Source organism: Peribacillus sp. GL_122 (assembly GCF_057835005.1).
This window is the reverse complement of the sequence record NZ_CM174415.1, coordinates 3,885,238-3,907,111: the sequence shown is the minus strand read 5'-3', so window position 1 is coordinate 3,907,111 and position 21,874 is coordinate 3,885,238. Positions and strand designations below refer to the sequence as shown.

At 41.5% G+C, this 21,874-nt stretch carries 23 protein-coding genes and 1 other annotated feature; of the genes, 20 read left to right on the top strand and 3 right to left on the bottom strand.

Annotation, left to right across the window (positions count from 1 at the left end; genetic code table 11):
* Nucleotides 1–22 precede the first annotated feature (22 nt).
* From AC3ISB_RS18900 to AC3ISB_RS18830, 15 genes are all read left to right on the top strand, one after another.
* On the top strand, nucleotides 23–421 hold the full coding sequence (locus AC3ISB_RS18900; protein ID WP_076365241.1) for a cytidine deaminase: 399 nt from the start codon (nucleotides 23–25) through the stop codon (nucleotides 419–421).
* Nucleotides 414–1,343: a GTPase Era gene (era, locus tag AC3ISB_RS18895; protein WP_034308493.1), complete on the top strand. Its 930-nt coding sequence runs from the start codon at nucleotides 414–416 to the stop codon at nucleotides 1,341–1,343. Before AC3ISB_RS18900 ends, era begins: the two co-directional genes overlap by 8 nt.
* A 99-nt stretch (nucleotides 1,344–1,442) precedes the next feature.
* A complete protein-coding gene (locus tag AC3ISB_RS18890; protein ID WP_098369777.1) occupies nucleotides 1,443–1,586 on the top strand; it encodes a YqzL family protein in 144 nt (47 codons plus the stop codon).
* Between the two features lie 33 nt (nucleotides 1,587–1,619).
* Nucleotides 1,620–2,372 (top strand): DNA repair protein RecO, encoded by a 753-nt coding sequence (gene recO / locus AC3ISB_RS18885; RefSeq protein WP_098369778.1) that lies wholly within the window; start codon nucleotides 1,620–1,622, stop codon nucleotides 2,370–2,372.
* A gap of 58 nt (nucleotides 2,373–2,430) precedes the next feature.
* Nucleotides 2,431–2,607 (top strand) — a binding site (T-box leader).
* A gap of 99 nt (nucleotides 2,608–2,706) precedes the next feature.
* Nucleotides 2,707–3,603 carry a glycine--tRNA ligase subunit alpha gene (gene glyQ / locus AC3ISB_RS18880; RefSeq protein WP_034308488.1) on the top strand — a complete coding sequence of 299 codons (897 nt, stop codon included), beginning with the start codon at nucleotides 2,707–2,709 and terminating at the stop codon, nucleotides 3,601–3,603.
* A complete protein-coding gene (gene glyS, locus AC3ISB_RS18875; protein ID WP_141994198.1) occupies nucleotides 3,590–5,659 on the top strand; it encodes a glycine--tRNA ligase subunit beta in 2,070 nt (689 codons plus the stop codon). Before glyQ ends, glyS begins: the two co-directional genes overlap by 14 nt.
* 162 nt (nucleotides 5,660–5,821) lie before the next feature.
* Nucleotides 5,822–6,460 (top strand): transcriptional regulator CcpN, encoded by a 639-nt coding sequence (gene ccpN, locus AC3ISB_RS18870; protein ID WP_034308483.1) that lies wholly within the window; start codon nucleotides 5,822–5,824, stop codon nucleotides 6,458–6,460.
* A 16-nt stretch (nucleotides 6,461–6,476) separates the two neighbouring features.
* Entirely contained in the window at nucleotides 6,477–7,298 is an 822-nt protein-coding gene (locus AC3ISB_RS18865; RefSeq protein ID WP_370662553.1) for a pyruvate, water dikinase regulatory protein, read from the top strand.
* A 513-nt stretch (nucleotides 7,299–7,811) separates the two neighbouring features.
* Nucleotides 7,812–8,267, top strand: coding sequence for a YaiI/YqxD family protein (locus AC3ISB_RS18860; RefSeq protein WP_076366289.1), 456 nt, complete (start codon nucleotides 7,812–7,814; stop codon nucleotides 8,265–8,267).
* A gap of 51 nt (nucleotides 8,268–8,318) precedes the next feature.
* Entirely contained in the window at nucleotides 8,319–10,124 is a 1,806-nt protein-coding gene (gene dnaG, locus AC3ISB_RS18855) for a DNA primase (RefSeq protein ID WP_098370092.1), read from the top strand.
* A 35-nt stretch (nucleotides 10,125–10,159) separates the two neighbouring features.
* Nucleotides 10,160–11,293, top strand: a complete 1,134-nt coding sequence (rpoD, locus tag AC3ISB_RS18850) for an RNA polymerase sigma factor RpoD (RefSeq protein ID WP_034308477.1) — start codon at nucleotides 10,160–10,162, stop codon at nucleotides 11,291–11,293.
* Nucleotides 11,294–11,501: 208 nt separating this feature from the next.
* Nucleotides 11,502–12,032: a hypothetical protein gene (locus AC3ISB_RS18845; RefSeq protein WP_339200304.1), complete on the top strand. Its 531-nt coding sequence runs from the start codon at nucleotides 11,502–11,504 to the stop codon at nucleotides 12,030–12,032.
* A 221-nt stretch (nucleotides 12,033–12,253) separates the two neighbouring features.
* Complete coding sequence (gene cccA, locus AC3ISB_RS18840) at nucleotides 12,254–12,622, top strand: cytochrome c550 (protein WP_141994479.1); 369 nt, start codon at nucleotides 12,254–12,256, stop codon at nucleotides 12,620–12,622.
* A 213-nt stretch (nucleotides 12,623–12,835) separates the two neighbouring features.
* Nucleotides 12,836–13,543 carry a tRNA (adenine(22)-N(1))-methyltransferase gene (locus AC3ISB_RS18835; protein ID WP_230302618.1) on the top strand — a complete coding sequence of 236 codons (708 nt, stop codon included), beginning with the start codon at nucleotides 12,836–12,838 and terminating at the stop codon, nucleotides 13,541–13,543.
* A complete protein-coding gene (locus AC3ISB_RS18830) occupies nucleotides 13,540–14,658 on the top strand; it encodes a Nif3-like dinuclear metal center hexameric protein (protein WP_489273824.1) in 1,119 nt (372 codons plus the stop codon). The genes AC3ISB_RS18835 and AC3ISB_RS18830 overlap by 4 nt, the downstream gene beginning before the upstream one ends.
* Nucleotides 14,659–14,705: 47 nt before the next feature.
* On the opposite strand, the gene AC3ISB_RS18825 is transcribed toward AC3ISB_RS18830, so the two are convergent.
* Complete coding sequence (locus AC3ISB_RS18825) at nucleotides 14,706–15,650, bottom strand: 4-hydroxy-3-methylbut-2-enyl diphosphate reductase (protein ID WP_489273823.1); 945 nt, start codon at nucleotides 15,648–15,650, stop codon at nucleotides 14,706–14,708.
* Between the two features lie 126 nt (nucleotides 15,651–15,776).
* Nucleotides 15,777–16,463, bottom strand: coding sequence for a VrrA/YqfQ family protein (vrrA, locus tag AC3ISB_RS18820; RefSeq protein ID WP_098369784.1), 687 nt, complete (start codon nucleotides 16,461–16,463; stop codon nucleotides 15,777–15,779).
* A gap of 521 nt (nucleotides 16,464–16,984) precedes the next feature.
* Between vrrA and AC3ISB_RS18815 the strand changes: the two genes are divergently transcribed.
* Together AC3ISB_RS18815 and AC3ISB_RS18810 are read left to right on the top strand one after the other, a co-directional pair.
* Nucleotides 16,985–18,298: a DEAD/DEAH box helicase gene (locus AC3ISB_RS18815; protein WP_489273822.1), complete on the top strand. Its 1,314-nt coding sequence runs from the start codon at nucleotides 16,985–16,987 to the stop codon at nucleotides 18,296–18,298.
* Between the two features lie 12 nt (nucleotides 18,299–18,310).
* On the top strand, nucleotides 18,311–19,207 hold the full coding sequence (locus AC3ISB_RS18810; protein ID WP_098369786.1) for a deoxyribonuclease IV: 897 nt from the start codon (nucleotides 18,311–18,313) through the stop codon (nucleotides 19,205–19,207).
* 108 nt (nucleotides 19,208–19,315) lie between these two features.
* Here AC3ISB_RS18810 and AC3ISB_RS18805 read toward each other — a convergent pair whose 3' ends face one another.
* Nucleotides 19,316–19,576, bottom strand: a complete 261-nt coding sequence (locus AC3ISB_RS18805; RefSeq protein ID WP_098369787.1) for a DUF2624 family protein — start codon at nucleotides 19,574–19,576, stop codon at nucleotides 19,316–19,318.
* A 215-nt stretch (nucleotides 19,577–19,791) separates the two neighbouring features.
* Between AC3ISB_RS18805 and AC3ISB_RS18800 the strand changes: the two genes are divergently transcribed.
* Genes AC3ISB_RS18800 through AC3ISB_RS18790 form a run of 3 tightly spaced genes read left to right on the top strand, consistent with a single transcriptional unit; the run spans nucleotide 19,792 to nucleotide 21,852 of the window.
* Complete coding sequence (locus tag AC3ISB_RS18800) at nucleotides 19,792–20,556, top strand: metal ABC transporter ATP-binding protein (protein ID WP_489273821.1); 765 nt, start codon at nucleotides 19,792–19,794, stop codon at nucleotides 20,554–20,556.
* A gap of 21 nt (nucleotides 20,557–20,577) precedes the next feature.
* The gene (locus AC3ISB_RS18795; RefSeq protein ID WP_283897425.1) at nucleotides 20,578–21,411 is read left to right on the top strand and encodes a metal ABC transporter permease; all 834 of its coding nucleotides are present in this window, start codon (nucleotides 20,578–20,580) and stop codon (nucleotides 21,409–21,411) included.
* A gap of 15 nt (nucleotides 21,412–21,426) precedes the next feature.
* The gene (locus AC3ISB_RS18790; protein ID WP_141994476.1) at nucleotides 21,427–21,852 is read left to right on the top strand and encodes a Fur family transcriptional regulator; all 426 of its coding nucleotides are present in this window, start codon (nucleotides 21,427–21,429) and stop codon (nucleotides 21,850–21,852) included.
* Nucleotides 21,853–21,874: the final 22 nt, after the last annotated feature.

The window sequence follows — 21,874 nt, the reverse complement described above, 5'->3', positions numbered from 1 at the left end:
CAATTTGAAAGGAAGATGTGAATTGAATACAAAAGAATTGATTGAGGAAGCTAAAAAAGCAAGGGATAAAGCATATGTGCCTTACTCCAAATTTAAGGTGGGGGCAGCCCTTTTAACCGCTGATGGAAAGGTCTATCATGGTTGTAATATAGAAAATGCTGCATATAGCATGTGTAACTGCGCCGAAAGGACAGCTTTATTCAGTGCTTATGCCCATAACGATAAAAAATTCACTAAACTTGCAGTCGTGGCAGATACCGATGGTCCCGTTTCCCCATGCGGGGCATGCAGGCAGGTTATTTCGGAACTGTGTGAAAAGGATATGCCGGTCGTTTTGACCAACTTACATGGGGATATAAAAGAACTAACAGTACAGGAATTGCTTCCAGGAGCTTTTTCACCGGAGGATTTAAATGGATAAACTATTTGATGATACACAAGTAAAAGGTTACAAATCAGGTTTCATTTCGATTATTGGACGACCTAATGTTGGAAAGAGTACATTTCTGAATCGGGTCATCGGTCAAAAGATCGCCATTATGAGCGATAAACCGCAAACTACAAGAAATAAAGTCCAGGGTGTACTTACGCAAAACGATTCACAAATGATTTTCATCGATACACCCGGCATTCATAAACCAAAGCATAAGCTTGGTGACTTCATGATGAAAGTGGCAACGAATACATTGAAGGAAGTCGATTTGATTCTCTTCATGATCAATGCGACTGAAGGGTACGGACGCGGTGACGAGTTTATCATCGAAAAACTTCAATCCGTAAAAACGCCTGTTTTCCTGGTTGTAAACAAAATCGATGCAATGCATCCTGATGATTTACTTCCGATCATTGAAAAATACCAACAGCTTTACCCTTTTGCGGCGGTCGTTCCGATTTCTGCGCTTGAAGGAAATAATGTTGATACACTGCTTGAACAAATCAAGGAACATCTGCCAGAAGGTCCTCAGTTTTATCCAGCTGACCAAGTGACCGACCACCCGGAACGTTTTATCATTTCCGAATTGGTCCGTGAGAAGGTACTGCACCTGACACGTGAAGAAATTCCGCATTCAGTGGCTGTTGTCATCGATTCAATTAAAAAAATGGACAACAGTGACACCATTAATGTCATGGCGACGATCGTTGTCGAACGTGATTCACAAAAAGGGATTGTCATCGGAAAGCAAGGGAAAATGCTTAAAGAAGTCGGTAGCCGTGCCAGAGTGGATATCGAAAACTTATTGGGCTCGAAAGTTTTCTTGGAACTATGGGTGAAGGTACAGAAGGATTGGCGGAACAAAGCAAGCCAGCTCCGCGATTATGGCTTCAATGAGAGTGAGTATTAATTAACAAAATTTACGCGTCATGAAAGTTCGGAAAACGGTCAAGCTAACCATATGGTCGGATATTCATATTGCTAGTTAAAAATGAAAGGTGGGCTTTATATGTTGGATTTTACCTGGGAGTTATTTACTGAAACAGGTAATGTGGACACCTATTTGCTGTTTAAGGAGATAGAAGTCGAGAGACAGGAAAGACACTTGGTATTGAATGATGAGCTAGCAGAATTTGATTTTCCTGTTTCATAGGTTAGTCTTGGCGAGCATGGGTGGTGTCTTGGTATGCTCCAAAAATGTGAGGGCATTGTCATAAGGCGAACTGCATATGGAGAAAATAACAAAATCATTACTATATATACCCGTGAGTTGGGAAAAATTGGCGTTATGGCTAGAGGAGCCAGTAAACCTAACAGCAGGCTTTCTGCCGTCACACAGCTTTTTTGCTCCGGGTATTTTCTTGTAACCACATCAACCGGACTCGGTAGTCTTCAGCAAGGCGAAATGGTCGATTCACTCCGTTTCATAAGGGAGGATCTTTTTGCCACTGCTTATGCTTCATATATTGTTGAATTGCTTGATAAAAGCGTCGAGGATAAGAAACCGAATCCATATTTGTATGAATTGCTTTCGCAAACATTGCATTACATAAACGAGGAATATGACGCAGAGGTTTTGAAATTCATTTTTGAAATGAAGATGCTGCCCGTCAATGGGATTAACCCAGTGCTGAATCAGTGTGCTGTATGTGGTGAAACGGAAGGGGAATTCTCCTTCTCGCTTCGGGAAGCGGGCTTTATCTGTCACCGCTGTCTGGGGAAAGACCCTTATCATTATAAAATTTCACCTTCAGCCGTCAAATTGCTTCGAATCTTTTATTATTTCGATTTATCAAGGCTCGGAAACATTTCCGTTAAGCCTGAAACGAAAAAAGAACTTCGGAAGATCATCGATGCATATTATGAGGAATATTCCGGTCTGCATTTGAAATCAAAAAAGTTCCTGAAACAGATTGATACGATGAAAGATATGTTTTAGGATCTGACCTATTGACATTCCATGCTAGTTTGTATAAAATTCTAATCATCAAAATAAGAAGATTGCGTTGATGGAAAAGAGTATCTGTCATTCTCCATAAAAAGCGAACCCGGGACGGTGGAAGCCGGGATATGGATTTACAGGGAAGGGCGTTTCCGGAGCATGTAGCTTTGAAAAGAGGCCGTTTTATAAACGGCAATTAGGGTGGAACCGCGGGTATACTCTCGTCCCTATGCATTTCGCATAGGGACGGGAGTTTTTTGTTTGCCAAAATGTAATGGTTTCCGATCCTTAATTTTAAAAAGAGCCGTTTTAAATAACCTGGAGGTGTACGATGAATATTCAAAATATGATTTTAACGTTACAAAAGCATTGGTCTGAACAAGGCTGCATATTGATGAATGCTTATGATGTAGAGAAAGGGGCAGGAACGATGAGCCCATACACGTTCCTGAGAGCCATTGGACCGGAGCCTTGGAGCGTTGCTTACGTAGAGCCTTCCCGCCGTCCTGCTGACGGCCGTTATGGAGAGAACCCTAATCGACTGTATCAGCATCATCAGTTCCAAGTGATCATGAAGCCGTCACCTGACAATATCCAAGAGTTATATTTGGATTCATTGCGTGCTTTAGGGATAAATCCGCTTGAGCATGATATTCGCTTTGTGGAGGACAACTGGGAAAATCCATCACTAGGGTGTGCTGGTCTAGGTTGGGAAGTATGGCTTGATGGAATGGAAATCACTCAATTTACATATTTCCAACAAGTGGGCGGCCTTGAGTGTAAGCCGGTTTCCGTGGAAATTACGTACGGGATCGAACGTCTCGCCTCTTACATTCAAGATAAGGAAAACGTATTTGACCTAGAATGGACAGATGGATTCACAGTTCGGGATATATTTGGTCAGCCGGAATACGAACATTCGAAATATACGTTCGAAACCTCCGACCTTGATATGCTGTTTCAGCTTTTCACGATGTATGAAAAGGAAGCGCATCGCCAAATGGAAGAAGGACTTGTGCATCCTGCATATGACTATGTTTTGAAATGTTCACATACATTTAACCTTTTGGATGCCAAAGGTGCCATCTCGGTGACGGAAAGAACGGGTTATATTGCCCGGTGCCGTAACTTAGCGCGTAAGGTTGCCAAAACCTTCTATGAAGAGCGGGAAAAATTAGGCTTCCCGATCCTGAAAGTGAAAGGGGAGAATACAAATGAGCAAGCGTGATTTGTTATTGGAGATTGGATTGGAAGAGCTGCCTGCCCGTTTTGTGACAGCATCAATGAAACAGTTGTCAGATAAAGTACAGCAATGGCTAACGGAAAAAGCGATTGAATTCGGAACGGTTGAAGCTTTTTCAACACCAAGACGTTTAGCCGTATTGGTGAAAGACGTGGAAGAATCCCAAAAGGATATCGAAGAAGAAGCAAAAGGTCCGGCCAAGAAAATCGCTTTGGACAGTGAAGGCAACTGGTCTAAAGCCGCATTGGGATTCGTCAGGGGTCAAGGCATGACTTCAGAGGACATTTATTTTAAAGAACTCAAGGGTGTGGAATACGCCCATGTGAATAAATTCATAAAAGGACAGCAGACTGCTCAGCTTTTATCTGAGCTGAAGGAAATCATCAGCGGCATGACGTTCCCGAAAAATATGCGCTGGGCCAATCAGGAGCTCCGCTTCGTCCGTCCGATTAAATGGCTGATTGCCTTATTCGGCAATGAGACAGTTCCATTTAGCATTGCTGACGTGGAAACGGGCCGTGAAACAAAAGGACACCGTTTCTTGGGCGATAGCGCAATCATCGAGCAGCCGGAACGGTATGAAGATACGCTAAAAGAACAATTTGTAATGGCGGATCCAGATAAACGCCGACAAGTTATATTGGATCAGATTAAAGAGCTTGAGCAGGAGAAAGGCTGGATCATCCCGGTCGATGAAGATCTGCTTGAAGAAGTCAATAATTTGGTAGAGTATCCAACGGTGTTATTTGGACATTTTGAAGAAGAATTCCTTGAGCTTCCTGCTGAGGTACTTATCACATCAATGAAGGAACACCAACGTTATTTCCCTGTTAAAGATAAGGACGGGAAACTGCTTGCTTACTTTGTAACCGTGCGTAACGGCGATGACCGCCATTTGGATAAGGTTTCTAAAGGTAATGAAAAAGTATTGCGTGCCCGCTTATCGGATGCAGCATTCTTCTATCAAGAAGATCAGAAAAAAGAGATTTCAGATGCTTTGAAAAAGCTTGACAGCATCGTTTATCATGAAGAAATTGGTACATTAGCCGAGAAAACTGCCCGGGTAACAGCAGTGACCGGTGCCCTTGCGGATGCTTTGAATTTAAAAGCGGAAAAAGAAATGGCGCTTCGTACAGCGGCAATTGCCAAGTTCGATTTGGTGAGTCATATGGTTTATGAATTCCCTGAATTGCAAGGGTATATGGGTGAAAAATATGCTCTCTTAAAAGGGGAAGCCAAAGAAGTGGCCGCGGCTATCAATGAACATTATATGCCAAGACATGCGGATGACAATGTACCGCCTTCAGTCATTGGAGCAGTTGTGAGTTTAGCTGAAAAAATTGATACTTTGTCTTCATTCTTCGCAATTGGTGTCATTCCGACAGGTTCCCAGGATCCTTACGCATTAAGAAGGCAGGCGAGCGGGGTCGTCCAAATCTTAGCTGAGAAGAAATGGAATATTTCTTTAGAGGAGCTTATTGTATTAGGCCTTAAAGGACTGGAATCAAAAGGCATCTTAAAACGTGATCTTGAAGAAGTTAAAGCGGATATGTTCACATTCTTTAAAGCCCGTGTCAAACACCTGCTTCAAGAACAGCAAATCCGTTACGATTTGATTGATGCAGTTCTGTTCAATGAGATCGGCTATATCCACTCTATCGTGGAACGTGCACATGTCTTGAATGCGAAAAAAGACGAAGCTGGCTTTAAAGAAAGCCTGGAAGCTTTAAGTCGGGTCATGAACATTGCCGTGAAATGTGACAATAAGGTGACAGTCGACCCTAGTGCCTTTGAAAATGATCAAGAAAATGCGTTATATGTAAAATATCAAAAAGTGGCAATGCGTTATATGGAATCCAAAGAAGAGAATGAACGGTTTGAACAGCTTGTTTCTCTTCAAACGGAAATAGAGTCATATTTCGAGAATACAATGGTCATGGCAGAGGATGAAGCAATCCGTAATAACCGTTTATCCTTAATGAAGGAAATCAGTGATTTGGTTGCAGGTTTTGCTGCCATGAATAAGATCATCCTTACATGATCGAAAGGATGTATGGAAATCGGAAACACTTTAAATAAGGGTTTCCGATTTCTTAAAAAGATAAATGGTCAATAAATAGGACAAAAATGCCCTAATTAAATAATTTAGTATATAATTATTAAATGAATAACTTTTGTTACTTTACTCTGCGAAAGCAGTGGGGTGGTGATTATAATCCAATTGAATAAGCGTCAGGAACAAATTTTACAAATCGTAAAAGAAAACGGACCGATTACTGGAGAACATATTGCGGATAGATTGAACCTTACCAGGGCGACACTTCGTCCAGATCTAGCGATTTTAACGATGGCAGGTTTTCTTGATGCCAGGCCCCGAGTGGGGTATTTCTATACAGGCAGGTCAGGGACACAGCTTTTGACAGATAGCCTCAACCATCTTTATGTACGAGACTACCAATCGATACCTGTCGTTGTTGACGAGGGCATTTCCGTATATGATGCAATAGTCATGATGTTTTTAGAAGATGTCGGAACAATGTTCGTCGTCGATAAGCATGCATTGCTTGTTGGTGTCTTATCAAGGAAAGACTTGTTGCGTGCTAGTATTGGGAAACAAGAGCTTAACTCCATTCCAGTCAATATCATCATGACTAGGATGCCCAATATTACAATGTGTTCAAAAGAAGACCTTTTGATTGATGTTGCCAAAAAATTGATTGATAAACAAATCGACTCATTACCGGTCGTCAAAGACACAGAAAAAGGCTATGAAGTAATTGGAAGGATTACAAAAACCAATATTACGAAAGCATTCGTAGCTTTGGCTGATGAAGGCTATTAGGGGGCTTGCAAAAGGAATGACGGAGAATATGAACGGTTCTATTATATATGTTGTATCGGATTCAGTAGGGGAAACAGCGGAATTGGTTACAAAAGCCGCTGCAAGCCAGTTCTCGGGATCTGCTTTTTCCATAAAGAGAATTCCGTATATTGAAGATGAACAAAATGTGGATGAAGTGATATCACTGGCTAAGTTGGATGGGGCGATCATTGCTTATACTCTTGTCAAGCCAGCCATTAGGGCGTATATGAAAGCACAGGTCGAGAAAGAAAACCTGTCTGCTTATGACATTTTAGGGCCGCTCATGGACATCCTTCAGGAAAGGGCGCCAAAAGGGCCGCTTAATGAACCTGGTCTGGTGAGAAAGCTGGATGATGACTATTTCAAACGTGTGGAAGCCATTGAATTTGCTGTAAAATATGATGATGGACGTGACCCTCGGGGCATTTTACGTGCAGATATCGTCCTTGTGGGTGTTTCACGCACTTCCAAAACGCCATTATCACAGTATTTAGCCCACAAACGCTATAAAGTGGCAAACGTACCTTTAGTGCCTGAAGTGGAACCTCCAGAAGAGCTGTTCCTGGTACCTCCTGAAAAATGCATTGGTTTAAAGATCAGTCCGGAAAAGCTGAACCATATTCGTAAAGAACGATTAAAGTCACTTGGGCTCAATGATCATGCCATTTACGCAAATGTGGAGCGCATAAAAGAAGAATTGACATACTTTGATACAATCATATCAAGGTTGAACTGTCCTATCATTGATGTAACCAATAAAGCTGTTGAAGAAACAGCCAATTTGATAATCAATATCCTTCAAAACAAAAACCGTTGATCCTTATAATTAAGGCAAATCAAAATGTGAGCTAGACACTCTATGTGTCAGCTCACATTTTAATGCCAAGGTCGAATAAGGGAATAACAAGAATAAGTTCAAAATAATTACATAAAATACATCTTGGTTTCCAAGTGTGAATCCGTGATTTGCATGAAAAAACATTCGGAATTTAAATGTTGGCATCTTCTAATCAAATAGACTATAATAAAAAATTGTGAGAAAAAAGTAATCTTAAGGTTTAGACTTAATTAATAAGGAATAAACTAAAGGTTAATGAGATGTCAAGGTTTTTATCATAAAAATAATTCGACATGTTCCGTATAATTCAGGAAGGGCTGGTCTTTTTCAAGGCAAAAGAGGTGCTTTCACTTAAATAAGCAGGTATTCTTTGAAGAATGATGTGCGCTCATTTTAGAGGGAACCCTCTGAATCAATGCTAAAAATTCACCATATCTTCATAAAGTTTAGGGGAGAAAAAGGATTATGCAGAAAGATGTAGAATTAGAAGGTATGAATAATAAACCTACGATACACGTCGATGCCGATGCATGTCCGGTGAAAGACGAAATCCTTCATTGTGCAAGTTTGCACGATGTTGAAGTCTGTTTTGTTGCATCATATAAAAATATGATGAATAACCCTGAAGGTAAATGGGTTTATGTCGATGCAGACAAAGAAGCGGCAGATCTTTATATAGTAAACTCAGTAAAAAAGGGTGATATTGTCGTTACTGCAGATATTGGTTTGGCTGGAACCCTGCTTCCTAAAAACGTTTATGTCCTTTCACCAAGGGGAAAAGAATACACAGACGAGAATATTTTCATGCTCTTGGATATGCGTTATCAGTCGGCGAAACTCCGCAGGCAGGGTAAGCATACGAAAGGGCCGAAAGCATTCACAAAGGAAGATCGGGCATGTTTTACAAATAAACTTATGAAAACATTGTCGAATTTTGCAGGGAATTAGGAACCAGTATCGAATTAGAAACTATCACCAATATTGCAAGGTGGAAAAATGATAAATGGCCGTATAGAAGATGAGAAAATTAATCAAATTCGTGAAGCTGTTGACATTGTTGATTTAATTGGGGAGTATGTCCAGCTGAAGAAGCAGGGGCGCAATTACTTTGGCCTATGTCCTTTTCATGGTGAAAACTCGCCCTCGTTTTCCGTTTCAACGGAAAAACAAATCTTTCACTGTTTTGGTTGCGGGGCAGGCGGAAATATTTTTACCTTCTTGATGGATATTGAAGGCTACAGCTTTGTGGAATCTGCAAAAGTTTTAGCTGAAAAAGGAAATGTTCCTTTGGATGTTGAAATCAATAAGGACTCCAAGCGATCTAACATGCCGGCAGGCTCTCAGCAAATGGTTGAAGCTCATGACCTGCTGAGGAAGTTTTATCATCATCTCCTCGTTAATACGAAAGAGGGGCAGGATGCTCTCGAATATTTACTTAAACGCGGGTTTACTGAAGAGACGATAGAAAAGTTCCAAATTGGCTACTCTTTGGATTCATGGGACTTCGTGTCCAAGTTCCTTTTAAAACGCGGGTTTCCAGCGGAATACATGGAGCAGGCAGGGCTTATTATTTACAGGGAAAAAGACGAGTCATATTTTGACCGTTTCAGAAATAGAGTCATGTTTCCAATTATGGATCATCAAGGAAATACGATTGCGTTTTCAGGAAGAGCGATGGGGGACGATGAGCCCAAATATTTGAATAGTCCTGAAACGCCAATCTTTAATAAAAGTAAAACTTTATATAATTTCCATCATGCAAGACCACACATACGAAAGAAAGAACAAGCAGTCATTTTTGAAGGCTTTGCCGATTGCATTTCAGCAGTTGGCGCAGGTGTGGAGAATGCGGTCGCTACAATGGGTACTGCCCTGACGGACCAGCATATCCAGCTTTTAAAAAGAAATACTGACCAGATACTTATTTGCTACGATTCGGACTCTGCGGGATTGAACGCTGCCAATCGTGCAGTTAATATGCTACAGGACCATGAGTTTTCCGTGAAAGTCGCTCTCATGCCTGATAACTTGGACCCCGATGACTACATAAAGGAATTCGGTGAAAAAAGCTTTGTTTCTGAAGTAATAGGGGCCAGTTTAACCTACATGGCATTCAAAATGCATTATTTGCGTCGAGGGAAAAATGTAAATAATGAAGGAGATCGAATTCAATATATCGAAGAAGTCCTTAAAGAAATTTCGCGATTGCCCAATGCAGTGGAGAGGGATCATTATCTCCGGCAGCTATCCTCTGAATTTTCCCTTTCATTGGATGCGCTGGAACAGCAGCAGCGTCAGGTGTTCTTTACGGAACGCAAGAAGGGGACACTGCCGCAGCCAGCGGCTCCAAAGAAAATGGCCCTGCAATATGAGCATAAGTTAAAGCCTGCTCACCATAATGCTGAAATGAAGTTGATTGCCCATATGCTAAAAAGCAGGGATATGACTTTCAAAATTCAGCAGTTGCTTGGGCAAACGGTCTTTCATGTAGATGAACATCAGGCAATCATCACCTATTTATATGCGTTCTATGAAGATGGACACGAACCGGATACAAGCTTTTTCCTTACTTATTTACCGGATCCAAACTTGAGAAGGATCGTTTCGGAAATAGAAATGATGTCAGTGAATGAGGAAGTTACCGATAAAGAACTGACCGATTGTATAAATCAAGTGTTGAAATATGAAAAGTTGTTAAAGATAAAAGAAAAACAAGTTGAAGAAAAAGATGCAGTTAGACGAAGTGATTATGTCACTGCTGCACAAATTGCCATGGAAATCATTAAATTGCGTAAAATGTTGTAGTCGTTTAGGTGTAAGTCCTGGAAGGAGGGGAACTAATGGCTGAAAAACCAGCACGTTCCAAACAAGTTGATAATGAATTTAGCCTTGAACAGGTGAAAGAAAAATTACTAGAGCTAGGTAAAAAACGGGGCTCTTTGACTTTAGAAAAAATTGCTGAAATGATTGGCGGTTTTGAGTTGGATTCCGATCAAATGGATGAGTTCTATGAGGTGTTAGCAGAAAACGGCGTCGAAATACTCACTGATGGTGAGGAAGACGAAGATGAAGACGATCCAGATGAGAAGAAACTTGCAAAAGAAGAAGAGTTTGACTTAAATGATTTAAGTGTTCCTCCTGGCGTTAAAATTAATGACCCAGTACGCATGTATTTAAAGGAAATTGGTCGGGTCGACCTTTTATCGGCAGAAGAGGAAATATCTCTGGCGACGAGAATTGAAGATGGAGATGAAGAAGCGAAACGCCGTTTGGCAGAAGCTAACCTTCGTCTTGTTGTCAGTATCGCCAAGCGCTATGTCGGACGCGGAATGCTTTTCCTTGATTTGATTCAGGAAGGTAATATGGGACTTATCAAAGCAGTGGAAAAATTTGATTACCGCAAGGGATTCAAATTCAGTACGTATGCAACATGGTGGATTCGCCAAGCGATAACCCGTGCCATTGCCGACCAAGCAAGAACGATCCGGATACCGGTGCATATGGTGGAAACCATCAATAAATTGATCCGTGTCCAAAGACAGCTTCTTCAGGATTTAGGACGTGAACCTTCTCCGGAAGAAATTGCGGAGGATATGGACTTAACTCCTGAAAAAGTTCGTGAAATCTTGAAAATAGCTCAGGAGCCTGTTTCATTGGAAACGCCAATAGGTGAAGAAGACGATTCCCATTTAGGTGATTTCATTGAAGATCAGGATGCGACTTCCCCATCGGAACATGCAGCATATGAACTTTTGAAAGAACAGCTTGAAGACGTATTGGATACTCTTACTGACCGTGAAGAGAACGTCTTGAGACTCCGCTTTGGACTTGATGATGGCCGCACCCGCACACTTGAAGAGGTAGGTAAAGTGTTTGGGGTCACCCGCGAGCGTATCCGTCAAATCGAAGCGAAGGCGCTACGTAAACTGAGACATCCAAGCCGCAGCAAACGCTTGAAAGATTTCCTGGAGTAGAATATATATGCCCTTAACAGAGCCCTCTTGAATGCCCAGCGTTCGGGAGCGGCTCTTTTTTTCAATTTTGATGTAAAAATATCCTTGTAAGAACAATACTTATCCATGTTTACTTATAATGGAAATTGAATTTACAACAGAAACAATTTTACATAGCTAAAAAGCTAAGCTGCTAAAAAGAAATGATCATCATGAGGATGTGAAATTCATGGATGAGATGAGAAAGAAAATCATCATTAAAGAAATAAACTCCTGGAAGGAAAGTCGTATGCTTCCAGAGCAATATTGTAATTACCTGCTTGCGTTATACTGTCAAGGCGAACTGCCGCCATCTAAATCGAATAAAACCGAGAGCAAAAAAAACGACATCTTTTCCGGGGTGTTGCTTGGGGCTCTTTTTGCATTTATTGTATTTTTGAATTATTTTACTGAAATACCCATAAGAATGCAAATGCTTATGACAACAATTTCAATACTTGTTTTTTGGCTGGCGGTCCGCCGCTTTAACGGCAGGAAAATCATTTTTCAAATGTCGTTGATGGGAATGGCCCTATCATTGCTTTTATTAACTGTCAGTTTTGCAGAATTCATGGCGCCCGGCAAAGTGGGTATCCTTTATATTTTCTTGTTCATTAATTGCGGACTCTGGATACTAATGGGCGATAAACTGAAGCTGCTCCATTTTTCCATAGCGGGAGGCCTGGGAGCACTGGTCACTCTTTACTTTTTATTAATATAACCAGCGGTTTTAAATAATGATTTTAGGGTATTATGAACATATGTAAGAAAAAGTAAAATGTTTGGAAATATACATAAGTTTTTGACAATTTTAAGAAATTATATAATATCTTCTATTTTTGGGCTTTTACTTGAAACTCTTTTCAAGTAAAATAATATATAGCTGTTTGTATATAATATTAATTATGGTAAGTTTAGGTTCTACATAGGGGAGGAAATACTATGAATCGCAATCCAGTAATGCCTTTTATTATTATCATGGTTTTTGGTATTGGACTTATGTTTTTACTTTCGTTTAAAGGTTTGGGTGATGCCAAAGATCTTGCTAAGGAGAAAGAGGGCGGCGAAAAGACAGAAGAAACAGAAAATGCCTCAGCATCACCTGAGGACATTTATAAGCAAAACTGTATCTCTTGTCATGGTGACGCCTATCAAGGAGGTGTCGGGCCTGCTCTAAAAGGAGTTGGCGATCGTCTGTCGGTGGACGAGGTTAAAAACGTGATCACTAATGGACGAGGTGCAATGCCACCAGGTTTAGTCGAAGAACAGAACATTGACGCCATGGCCGAATATATTCATGGACTGAAATAAGTCATGAAACTGACTCAAGAAATCGTTGGAAAGCGAACTCTTTGAGTCAGTTTTTCATTTTTCGGAAAAGGAAGATTCCAGATGGAAGGTTTCTTTTGCCCTGATAGAAAGGGCCCTATTTCTCCTTTCTTCAATTTTTCGATTGAACTTGGTATAATCGAATGGGAAACTAATTATAGTAAGACATTATTTGAATTAAGAGAGTTGATAAATATGAATCATGAAAAACTATCGATGAGATTAGAACGTGTTGCCATACATATACCAAAGGGAAGCATCCTTGCAGATATAGGTTCAGACCATGCTTACTTGCCGTGCTATGCGGTGACTAACGGCTTGTGTGACAGCGCTATAGCAGGTGAGGTTGTAGAAGGTCCCTATCAGTCAGCACGCAAGCAAGTGGCAATGACGGGGCTTGGGGACAAGATAGAGGTCCGTAAAGGAGACGGTCTTGAAGTATTGAATCCTGATGAAGCGACATGCATTACGATTGCAGGCATGGGCGGGACTTTAATATCAAGTATATTGGAAAGCGGAAAAGGGAAACTCGGCAAGGCAGAAAGGCTCATCCTTCAGCCTAATGTCGGTGCAGCGAATGTTCGCAGCTGGCTAATCGAAAACGGCTGGGAACTTAGTGGAGAGGAAATCCTTGAGGAAGATGGGAAAATCTATGAGATCTTAATTGCCAAAAAAGGAGACCCGCTCCGCCCTTATGGGGTAAACAAGCAAGCCGGCCTTACTTTCGGTCCATACTTAAGAGAGCAATTCAGTGACATTTTCATAAAAAAATGGCAGCTTGAGAAAAAACATTTGGAAAGAATCATCGAACAATTGGATGAAAGCGGAAGAAGCGGACTGGAAACGAAGCGCAATGAATTAAAATCTCAAATTTCAGTAATTGAGGAGGTGCTTAAAGGGTGAAGACAGTGAATGGCCACGAAATCATTGAAACGTTTGAACAATTCTCCCCAAAGCATTATGCAATGGAGGGAGATCCAATCGGGCTGCATGTCGGGCAGCTCAATAAGCAGGTTACTAAAGTGCTGATTGCCCTTGATGTGCTGGAAGAGGTTGTAGACGAAGCGATAGAACATGGCGTGGAATTGATCATCGCCCACCATCCGCTTATATACCGACCATTGAAAAGGATCGATACAAACGCAGCTGGAGGCCGCATCATCGAAAAGCTGATCAAACATGATATCGCTGTTTATGCTGCACATACCAATTTGGATGTTGCTAAGGGCGGAGTGAATGATTTACTTGCCGAAGCGCTACAATTGCAGGACACAGAGGTATTGATTCCAACTTACGAGACACCTCTAAAGAAATTGGTCGTATATGTTCCAAAGACCGACGAACAAAAGGTGAGGGAAGCCCTAGGTAAGGCAGGGGCCGGAGCGATCGGGAACTACAGCAATTGTTCGTTTTCGGGGGAAGGTACCGGACGCTTCTTGCCAGGTGAAGGCAGTGAACCGGTAATTGGCTCTAAAGGAAAGCTTGAAGAAGTAGCTGAAATGCGGGTTGAAACGATATATCCGGAAAATATCGAGAAGAAAGTGCTAGCTGCGATGATTAAAGCCCATCCATATGAAGAAGTTGCTCACGATATATATAAACTGGAGAATAAAGGGGAATCTCTTGGCTTAGGAAAGATTGGTGTACTTGCTGAAGAAATGACACTTGAACAATTTTCCGAACATGTGAAGCGGACTCTTGATGTTGAAAAGGTGCGTGTCGTTGGAGATTTGCAAAGTCCGATAAAAAAAGTGGCCGTTTTGGGCGGAGACGGCAATAAATACTTTACGACAGCGAAATTCAAGGGAGCTGATGTTTACGTTACAGGTGATATGTATTACCATACAGCCCATGACGCGATGATGATTGGATTGAATATCGTGGATCCGGGCCACAATGTTGAAAAGGTGATGAAAAAAGGTGTAGCACGAATCCTTGAAAAAATGTGCCGCGAAAAGAACTACGATGTGGAATTCATTCCATCCCGGCTGAATACCGACCCTTTCCGCTTTATTTAAATAACACGAAAAAGGCAGCCTTAGTGGCTGCCTTTGTTTTTGTGCAATCATTTCTTCACTTTAATCTTAGGTAAAATCTTATGCAATGGCGTTTTCTTTTCGGTATTCCAAGTCGATTCATCATTTTCTTCGTATTGCTCTAGAAATGCGATAACTTCCTTCGTGATCGGAGTTGGTGTAGAAGCTCCCGAAGTGACGGCAACCGTTTTTGCATCCTTTAACCATTCAAGGTTCAACTCGGAAATGTCAGCGATTCGATAAGCTCTCGTGCCGGCAATCTCTTGGGATACTTGTGCAAGACGGTTTGAATTATTACTCTTGGGATCTCCGACAACGATTAAAACATCAGCTTCGCCAGCTTGCTCGGCAACCGCTTCTTGGCGAACCTGTGTCGCTAAACAAATTTCTTTATGGACTTCGGCATGCGGGAACTTTTCCTTGACCTTATCCATGATATCCAAAACATCCCATTGGCTCATCGTTGTTTGATTGGTGACAATGATCTTATCACTATTCAAAGTCAAGGCTTCCACATCTTCATCTTTTTGAACCAGGTGAACGACATCAGGAGCAACTCCGACAGCACCCTCTGGTTCCGGATGGCCTTTTTTGCCTATATAAATGATTTGATAGCCTTCCGCTTGTTTTTCCCGAATTAAGTCATGTGTTGCGGTAACATCGGGACATGTTGCATCGAGCGTCACAAGACCTTTTTTCTCAGCAATCTTCCTAATCTCAGGTGAAACGCCGTGAGCAGTAAAGATGACGGTTCCGCTGTCCACCTGTTCGATGATATCGTTGCGGTTGCTTCCGTCCAACGTGATGATGCCTTCTTCTTCGAACGCATCCGTCACATGTTTGTTATGCACGATCATTCCTAAAATGTAAATGGGACGTGGCAGGGTTTTATCTAAAGCCGCATTACGGGCGATGACCATGGCATCGACAACGCCATAACAATAGCCGCGCGGGGAAATTTTAATCACTTTCATCTATGTGTCCTCCTTCAAGGCAAGAAACTCTCACTTTTTATACCTTTCTATTATATAAGACCATAGATGATATTACAAAACATCATATTTATATAAAATCAGTTATTGGAAAATTTTTTGCAGGCATTATATATAAAGCTTGGGACCGGATCTTTTTTCCCTTTTCGTTTCGGTACGAACTTGGGCGATGGGGCTAGCTTCTTTAGCTTTATCTTTTTTCTTGGAATCCGTTTTTACCTCACTGTTTTTTTGTTCCTCAACCTTTGGACCGCTTTCAACGGAAGCTCCCTCGTCCTCGGTCCCACCGGCTGATGATATGCTCTTGAAAACTTTCCACATCGAAGGCAGATTTTTAACAACTGGCCCGTATTGTTCCACCATAGGCGTGAATTGTTCCGCCGCCTGCAACACTTTTTGCGTGTTGGAAAGCATATTATTAAGCGAATCGGGGTTTTTTAATGTTTCTAAAATACCGCCTCCGCTGCTTCTTGAAGAACTTTTGTTAGTGGAAGCGGCTGGCGCAAACAAATTGGGAGAAGCTCCTTTTTGTTTCGACTTACCGAGTATTTTTGACAATAACCCTTCTTTCTTTGCTGGCGGCATTTCCTGCCGCTGCGGTTGGGTGAAAGGGCCTCGGAAACCTTGGGGTCCCTGTGGCATCTGCGGTCTGTTTTGGACCATCGGCCGCTGCATCTGCTGATAAGGATGGGGAATTTGCCGTGACTGTCCGAATGGAGCAGGGTGCTGCTGCATCCTTCGACCATTGGGTGGCTGAAAACCGGGTCCGGGTTGACGATTTCTATTTGGGAACATAGGTTTCACCTCCTCAGTTTTTATATGCGGTGTAATCTTCTATATAAATTATGCAACTCGGCAAAAAAGGTTTGAGGAAAGAGTGACTGGGCAGTTGTGAAGTAACCGGAAAGAAGGTAAGATGGTAACGGTAGTCTTTTAGCTCCATGTCTGCGGGGGATACGCTATGACCAGGACAGGGGCTTTTCGTTTGCAAGAGTCCATTTTAAGAGAACTAACCTCAGCGCATGCGCTTTTGTGATTTAATTAAATGGGTCACAGGGAAAAAAGTAGATGGCCTGACCTATGGGACAATCCCTATTTTCTTCACGAGCAACCCAAGGCGCTTGCGCTTTTTGTGTAATCCAGCTTCAGCGCCTAGCTCGATGTGAAAAAGAGGATAGCCCTCACAAGGCAAAAAGCGCCTTATGGGACAATCCCTATTTTCTTCACGAGCAACCCAAGGCGCTTGCGCTTTTTGTGTAAAATTTATTATAATAACAGGACATGTCTAATGACTGACAGGATAAAGGAGTTTTTTGATGAAACAAAATCAATTTGAACGATTTAATTTGAAAAGCTACATTCTAGATGCGGTTCGCACTTTAGGGTTCGATAAGCCGACGGAAATTCAAGAGCGCGTGCTTCCGTCGCTTTTAAAGGGAAGTAGCTTAATTGGCCAGTCGCAGACAGGTACAGGAAAGACACATTCCTATTTGCTGCCAATCATGAACAGGCTTGATGCTGGTAAAAATGAGGTTCAAGCGATTATTTCCGCACCAACCCGTGAGTTAGCGAACCAAATCTACAAAGAAGCTTTGAAAATTGCTGACCATTTCCCTGAGGATGAGCAGATTCAAGTCCGTTGTTTCATCGGTGGCACTGATAAACAGCGAATGATAGATAAATTGAAGACACAGCCACAATTGGTAATTGGTACGCCGGGCCGGATCAAGGACTTGGTTGAAGCTCAGGCATTACAGGTGTATACAGCTAAAATGCTTGTAGTCGATGAAGCGGACCTTATGCTAGACATGGGATTCATTGAAGATGTCGATTTATTTGCATCACGTATGGCTGAAAAAATTCAAATGCTTGTCTTTTCGGCAACCATCCCAGAAAAGTTGAAGCCGTTTTTGAATAAATACATGGAGAATCCAAAGTATGTTCAAGTGAATCCCAAGCAGGCGACAGCTTCGAAAATTGAACATGTTCTTATACCGCTTCGTCACCGTAACAAAGAGCAGTTACTTCATGATATCATCGTTCGTTATAATCCATATTTGGCGATTGTTTTCACGAACACAAAGAAAATGGCGGATCATGTGGCTAATTCCTTGAGCGAAAAAGGATTGAATGTCGGTCGTATTCATGGGGATTTAACGCCTCGTGAGCGTAAAAAAATGATGAAGCAAATCAATGATTTGGAATATCAATTCATCGTTGCGACAGATCTGGCTTCCCGTGGAATCGATATTGAAGGTGTAAGTCATATCATTAACTATGAATTGCCTTCAGATTTGGATTTTTATATCCATAGGACGGGTAGGACGGCTCGTGCAGGATATTCAGGCATTGCCACTACCATTTATGATACTTCTGATGAAGATTCATTGAACCGCCTTGAAAAAATGGGCATTCAGTTCCATGATGCCGATATCCAAAACGGTGATTGGGTTGATATTGACGAACGTAATAAACGGAAAAACCGTAAAAAACAAAAATCTGATATTGATGTTAAAGCGAGCAGGCACGTCAAGAAGCCAACTAAAGTCAAGCCAGGATACAAGAAGAAAATTCAACGTGATGTGGAAAACTTTAAAAAACGCGAACGTCGTATACAGAGAAAGAAATAGGGGAGAAATCAGATGCTGAAGATTGGATCGCATGTTTCAATGAGCGGGAAAGGTATGCTTCTTGCTGCGAGTCAAGAAGCGGCTTCGTATGGCTCCAACACATTCATGATCTATACAGGGGCCCCTCAAAACACAAGACGTAAAAAAATCGAGGATTTAAATATCGAAGCCGGAAGACTGCATATGGAGGAGAATGGAATCAGCGATATCGTAGTCCATGCTCCGTATATCATTAATATAGGAAATACCACGAATCCAGCCACATATGAGCTTGGAGTCAACTTTTTACGCAGCGAAATCGATCGGACCGAAGCGATTGGCGCAAGGCAAATCGTACTTCATCCAGGTGCGCATGTTGGTGCAGGCAGTGAACTGGGAATCAAGAGAATCATCGAAGGTTTGAATGAAGTGCTGACTGCCGACGATAAAGTTCAGATTGCCCTTGAAACGATGGCGGGTAAAGGTTCTGAATGTGGCAGGTCTTTCGAGGAGCTGGCGATGATCATTGATGGTGTAACCCATAATGAAAAATTATCGGTATGCTTCGATACTTGCCATACTCACGATGCCGGATATAATATCATCGAGGATTTTGATGGCGTACTGAATGAATTTGATAAACTGGTCGGTGTTGACCGTATCAAGGTTCTTCATATAAACGATAGCAAAAACGAACGCGGCACCCGTAAGGACCGCCATGAAAACATTGGATTTGGTCATATTGGTTTTAAGGCGTTGAATGATATTGTGCACCATCCTCAATTAAGCAATGTTCCGAAAATCCTGGAAACACCTTATGTAGGGGAAGACAAAAAAGACAAAAAGGCACCTTATAAATTCGAAATTGATATGTTCAAGAATAATCAATTTGAAGAAGATGTATTGGAAAAGATCAGATTCCAACAATAATCATAATAGAAAAGGACGATTCATTGAAATAAAGATGAATCGTCCTTTCATTTTGCATTTGGAGTAAATATGCTCAAATAAAGACTGTCAGCAACAGGCTTAAGATCTTTAAAAAGTGGAAGTAAGGTTGTTGAAGAGGGATTCTATCTCCCTGGCTGTGCTTGCTCCGGCAACTTTTGCAATTTGACCAAGTACATTCTGTCTTTGACGTATATCAAAAATGTTAATATTTTTACCGGCTAGAAGTGCAGTGATATCCTGTGCCTGTTTTTGAGTGAGTGAAACCTTATGCTGTTTAGCAAGGGAAAGCAGTTCATCGGGGCGTATATTGTTGATTTTATGATTGACCATCATTTCAAATAATTTCAAACGATCTCCTCCTTTGTTAAAACATATGAAGGAGGAAGAAGTATTTGAACATGAAACTTCGTTTTGGTTACGGTAAATTGGTTCAGATGACTTTTTTTTGGTGATTCGGGGCGTTTCGGCACTTGTTAAGAAGACCGGATTCTTTACATCTGGACTTCTTTGATTTATACTAACGATTGTTAATCGTAATGATTCTTAAAAAAAAGGTGATCTCTTTGGATAATGTAGTAAACCCCATAGTTAAATTTGAAGATATATCTTACAAATATACAAAAGATCTAGTGCTGGAACATGTTTCACTTGAAATTCCTAGAGGGGCCTTCTTAGCTATCGTCGGGCCGAATGGATCCGGTAAGTCAACGCTTTTGAAGTTGCTGCTTGGTCTGTTCAAGCTTCAAAAGGGCAAAATTGAAATATTCGGGGAAGACATACGACGCTTTAAAGATTGGCAAAAGGTCGGGTTCGTTTCCCAAAAGGCGAATTCCTTCAACTCAGGATTCCCTGCCACTGTTTTTGAAGTGGTTCAGAGCGGTTTGACCAAAAAAATTGGCTTGTTTAAGTTTGCAGGCAAAGAGGATAAGCAAAAGGTGAAGAAGGCTCTGGAATCCGTGGATATGCTTGAATATCAGAACCGTAATATCGGGGAATTGTCCGGAGGCCAACAGCAAAGGGTATTCATTGCCCGTTCACTGGTCAGCGAACCGGAATTGATGATATTGGATGAACCCACGGTTGGCGTTGATTCAAAAAACGTCCATCAATTTTATGAAATGCTTGAGATGTTGAATAAAAAAATAGGAATAACCCTGATTTTAGTAACCCATGATGTTGGTACTGTGACCGATAAAGTCACACATGTCGCCTGTTTGAATAAAAAGCTTCATTTTCATGGGGATGCCCGTGAATATAATGAATTGGATGAAGGTGAGCTCTCGTCCATTTATGGACATGGGGTCCAATTTTTAAATCATAATCATTAATATGTTTTGGAGGATAGCCCAATGATATCGGGGATATTGCAATTTGAATTTTTGCAGAACGCATTCTTGACCGGAATCATCATCGGAGCGATTGCGCCATTAGTGGGCGTTTTTGTCGTGGTAAGGCGGATGTCGATGATTTCCGATGCGCTCAGTCATGTAGCGCTTGCTGGTATAGCGTTTAGTTTATTGCTGCAGAAGAGCTTTCTATCTTTAGCAGGATTGAATCCACTTTATATTGGAATGGCGTTTTCTGTAGGTGGTTCATTATTCATTGAAAAATTAAGAGGGGTGTACAAGCATTACCAAGAGCTTGCAATCCCGATCATAATGTCCGGCGGCATGGGTCTTAGTGTCATTTTCATATCCATTGCAGATGGTTTCAATACCGATTTATATAGTTATTTATTCGGCAGTGTCAGTGCCGTCAGCCGGGCGGACCTGTATGTCATTTTGGCAGTGGGGCTAGTCGTAGCCTTGATGCTTACCTTATTGTATAAAGAATTATTTCTGTTATCTTTTGATGAAGAGCATGCCAAAGCGTCTGGAATACCTTATAAGGCGATTCATTTTATTTTTATTGTCATGGTCGCATTGGTCATTGCGGCTTCCATGAAAATCATTGGCATATTACTTGTTTCTTCGCTCATGACGCTCCCGGTAGCAGCTAGCCTCCGCTTTGCGAAGGGCTTTAAGCAGATGATTGGTTATTCGGTATTATTCGGTGAAGTTTCTGTCATTGGCGGATTATTCTTATCATACAACCTTGACCTCGCTCCTGGTGGGACCATTGTAATTATAGCTGTACTAATTCTCATCTTGTCAATTTTGTTTGATAAGTGGAAAAATCGATAGATGGGGTGATGTATTTTGAACGTAACTACTGCCATGCAACTTTTAAAAGATAAAGGTTTTAAGCATACAGGAAAGAGGGAAGAAATGCTTCAGCTTTTCTCTTCCAGTGATAAATATTTAACGGCCAAAGATGTATTGGAGAATATGAAAAAGGATTATCCAGGTTTAAGCTTTGATACGATTTACAGGAACCTTTCCTTATTTGTCGAGCTTGGCATCTTTGAAGCAACCGAGTTGGAAGGGGAAAAGCGTTTTCGTTTTACATGCGGTCATTCTTCCCACCATCACCACTTCATCTGTTTGAATTGTGGAAAAACGAAAGAAATCGAACTGTGCCCGATGCAGGAACTTCAGGAAAGCTTGAAGGACTACGATGTTTCGGGGCATAAATTTGAAATTTACGGACGCTGTCCCGCATGTAGCGTATCTTTGGAAGCATAAAAACCATTGACCTCCAGTCAAT

Coding starts and splice junctions, on each gene's coding strand:
- AC3ISB_RS18860 (WP_076366289.1), top strand. CDS start 7,812: ATGAATAATAAACCTACGATACACGTCGATGCCGATGCATGTCCGGTG.
- glyS (WP_141994198.1), top strand. CDS start 3,590: ATGAGCAAGCGTGATTTGTTATTGGAGATTGGATTGGAAGAGCTGCCT.
- AC3ISB_RS18890 (WP_098369777.1), top strand. CDS start 1,443: ATGTTGGATTTTACCTGGGAGTTATTTACTGAAACAGGTAATGTGGAC.
- rpoD (WP_034308477.1), top strand. CDS start 10,160: ATGGCTGAAAAACCAGCACGTTCCAAACAAGTTGATAATGAATTTAGC.
- AC3ISB_RS18810 (WP_098369786.1), top strand. CDS start 18,311: ATGCTGAAGATTGGATCGCATGTTTCAATGAGCGGGAAAGGTATGCTT.
- AC3ISB_RS18795 (WP_283897425.1), top strand. CDS start 20,578: ATGATATCGGGGATATTGCAATTTGAATTTTTGCAGAACGCATTCTTG.
- AC3ISB_RS18815 (WP_489273822.1), top strand. CDS start 16,985: ATGAAACAAAATCAATTTGAACGATTTAATTTGAAAAGCTACATTCTA.
- vrrA (WP_098369784.1), bottom strand. CDS start 16,463: ATGTTCCCAAATAGAAATCGTCAACCCGGACCCGGTTTTCAGCCACCC.
- AC3ISB_RS18845 (WP_339200304.1), top strand. CDS start 11,502: ATGGATGAGATGAGAAAGAAAATCATCATTAAAGAAATAAACTCCTGG.
- era (WP_034308493.1), top strand. CDS start 414: ATGGATAAACTATTTGATGATACACAAGTAAAAGGTTACAAATCAGGT.
- AC3ISB_RS18865 (WP_370662553.1), top strand. CDS start 6,477: ATGACGGAGAATATGAACGGTTCTATTATATATGTTGTATCGGATTCA.
- recO (WP_098369778.1), top strand. CDS start 1,620: ATGCTCCAAAAATGTGAGGGCATTGTCATAAGGCGAACTGCATATGGA.
- cccA (WP_141994479.1), top strand. CDS start 12,254: ATGAATCGCAATCCAGTAATGCCTTTTATTATTATCATGGTTTTTGGT.
- AC3ISB_RS18825 (WP_489273823.1), bottom strand. CDS start 15,650: ATGAAAGTGATTAAAATTTCCCCGCGCGGCTATTGTTATGGCGTTGTC.
- glyQ (WP_034308488.1), top strand. CDS start 2,707: ATGAATATTCAAAATATGATTTTAACGTTACAAAAGCATTGGTCTGAA.
- AC3ISB_RS18835 (WP_230302618.1), top strand. CDS start 12,836: ATGAATCATGAAAAACTATCGATGAGATTAGAACGTGTTGCCATACAT.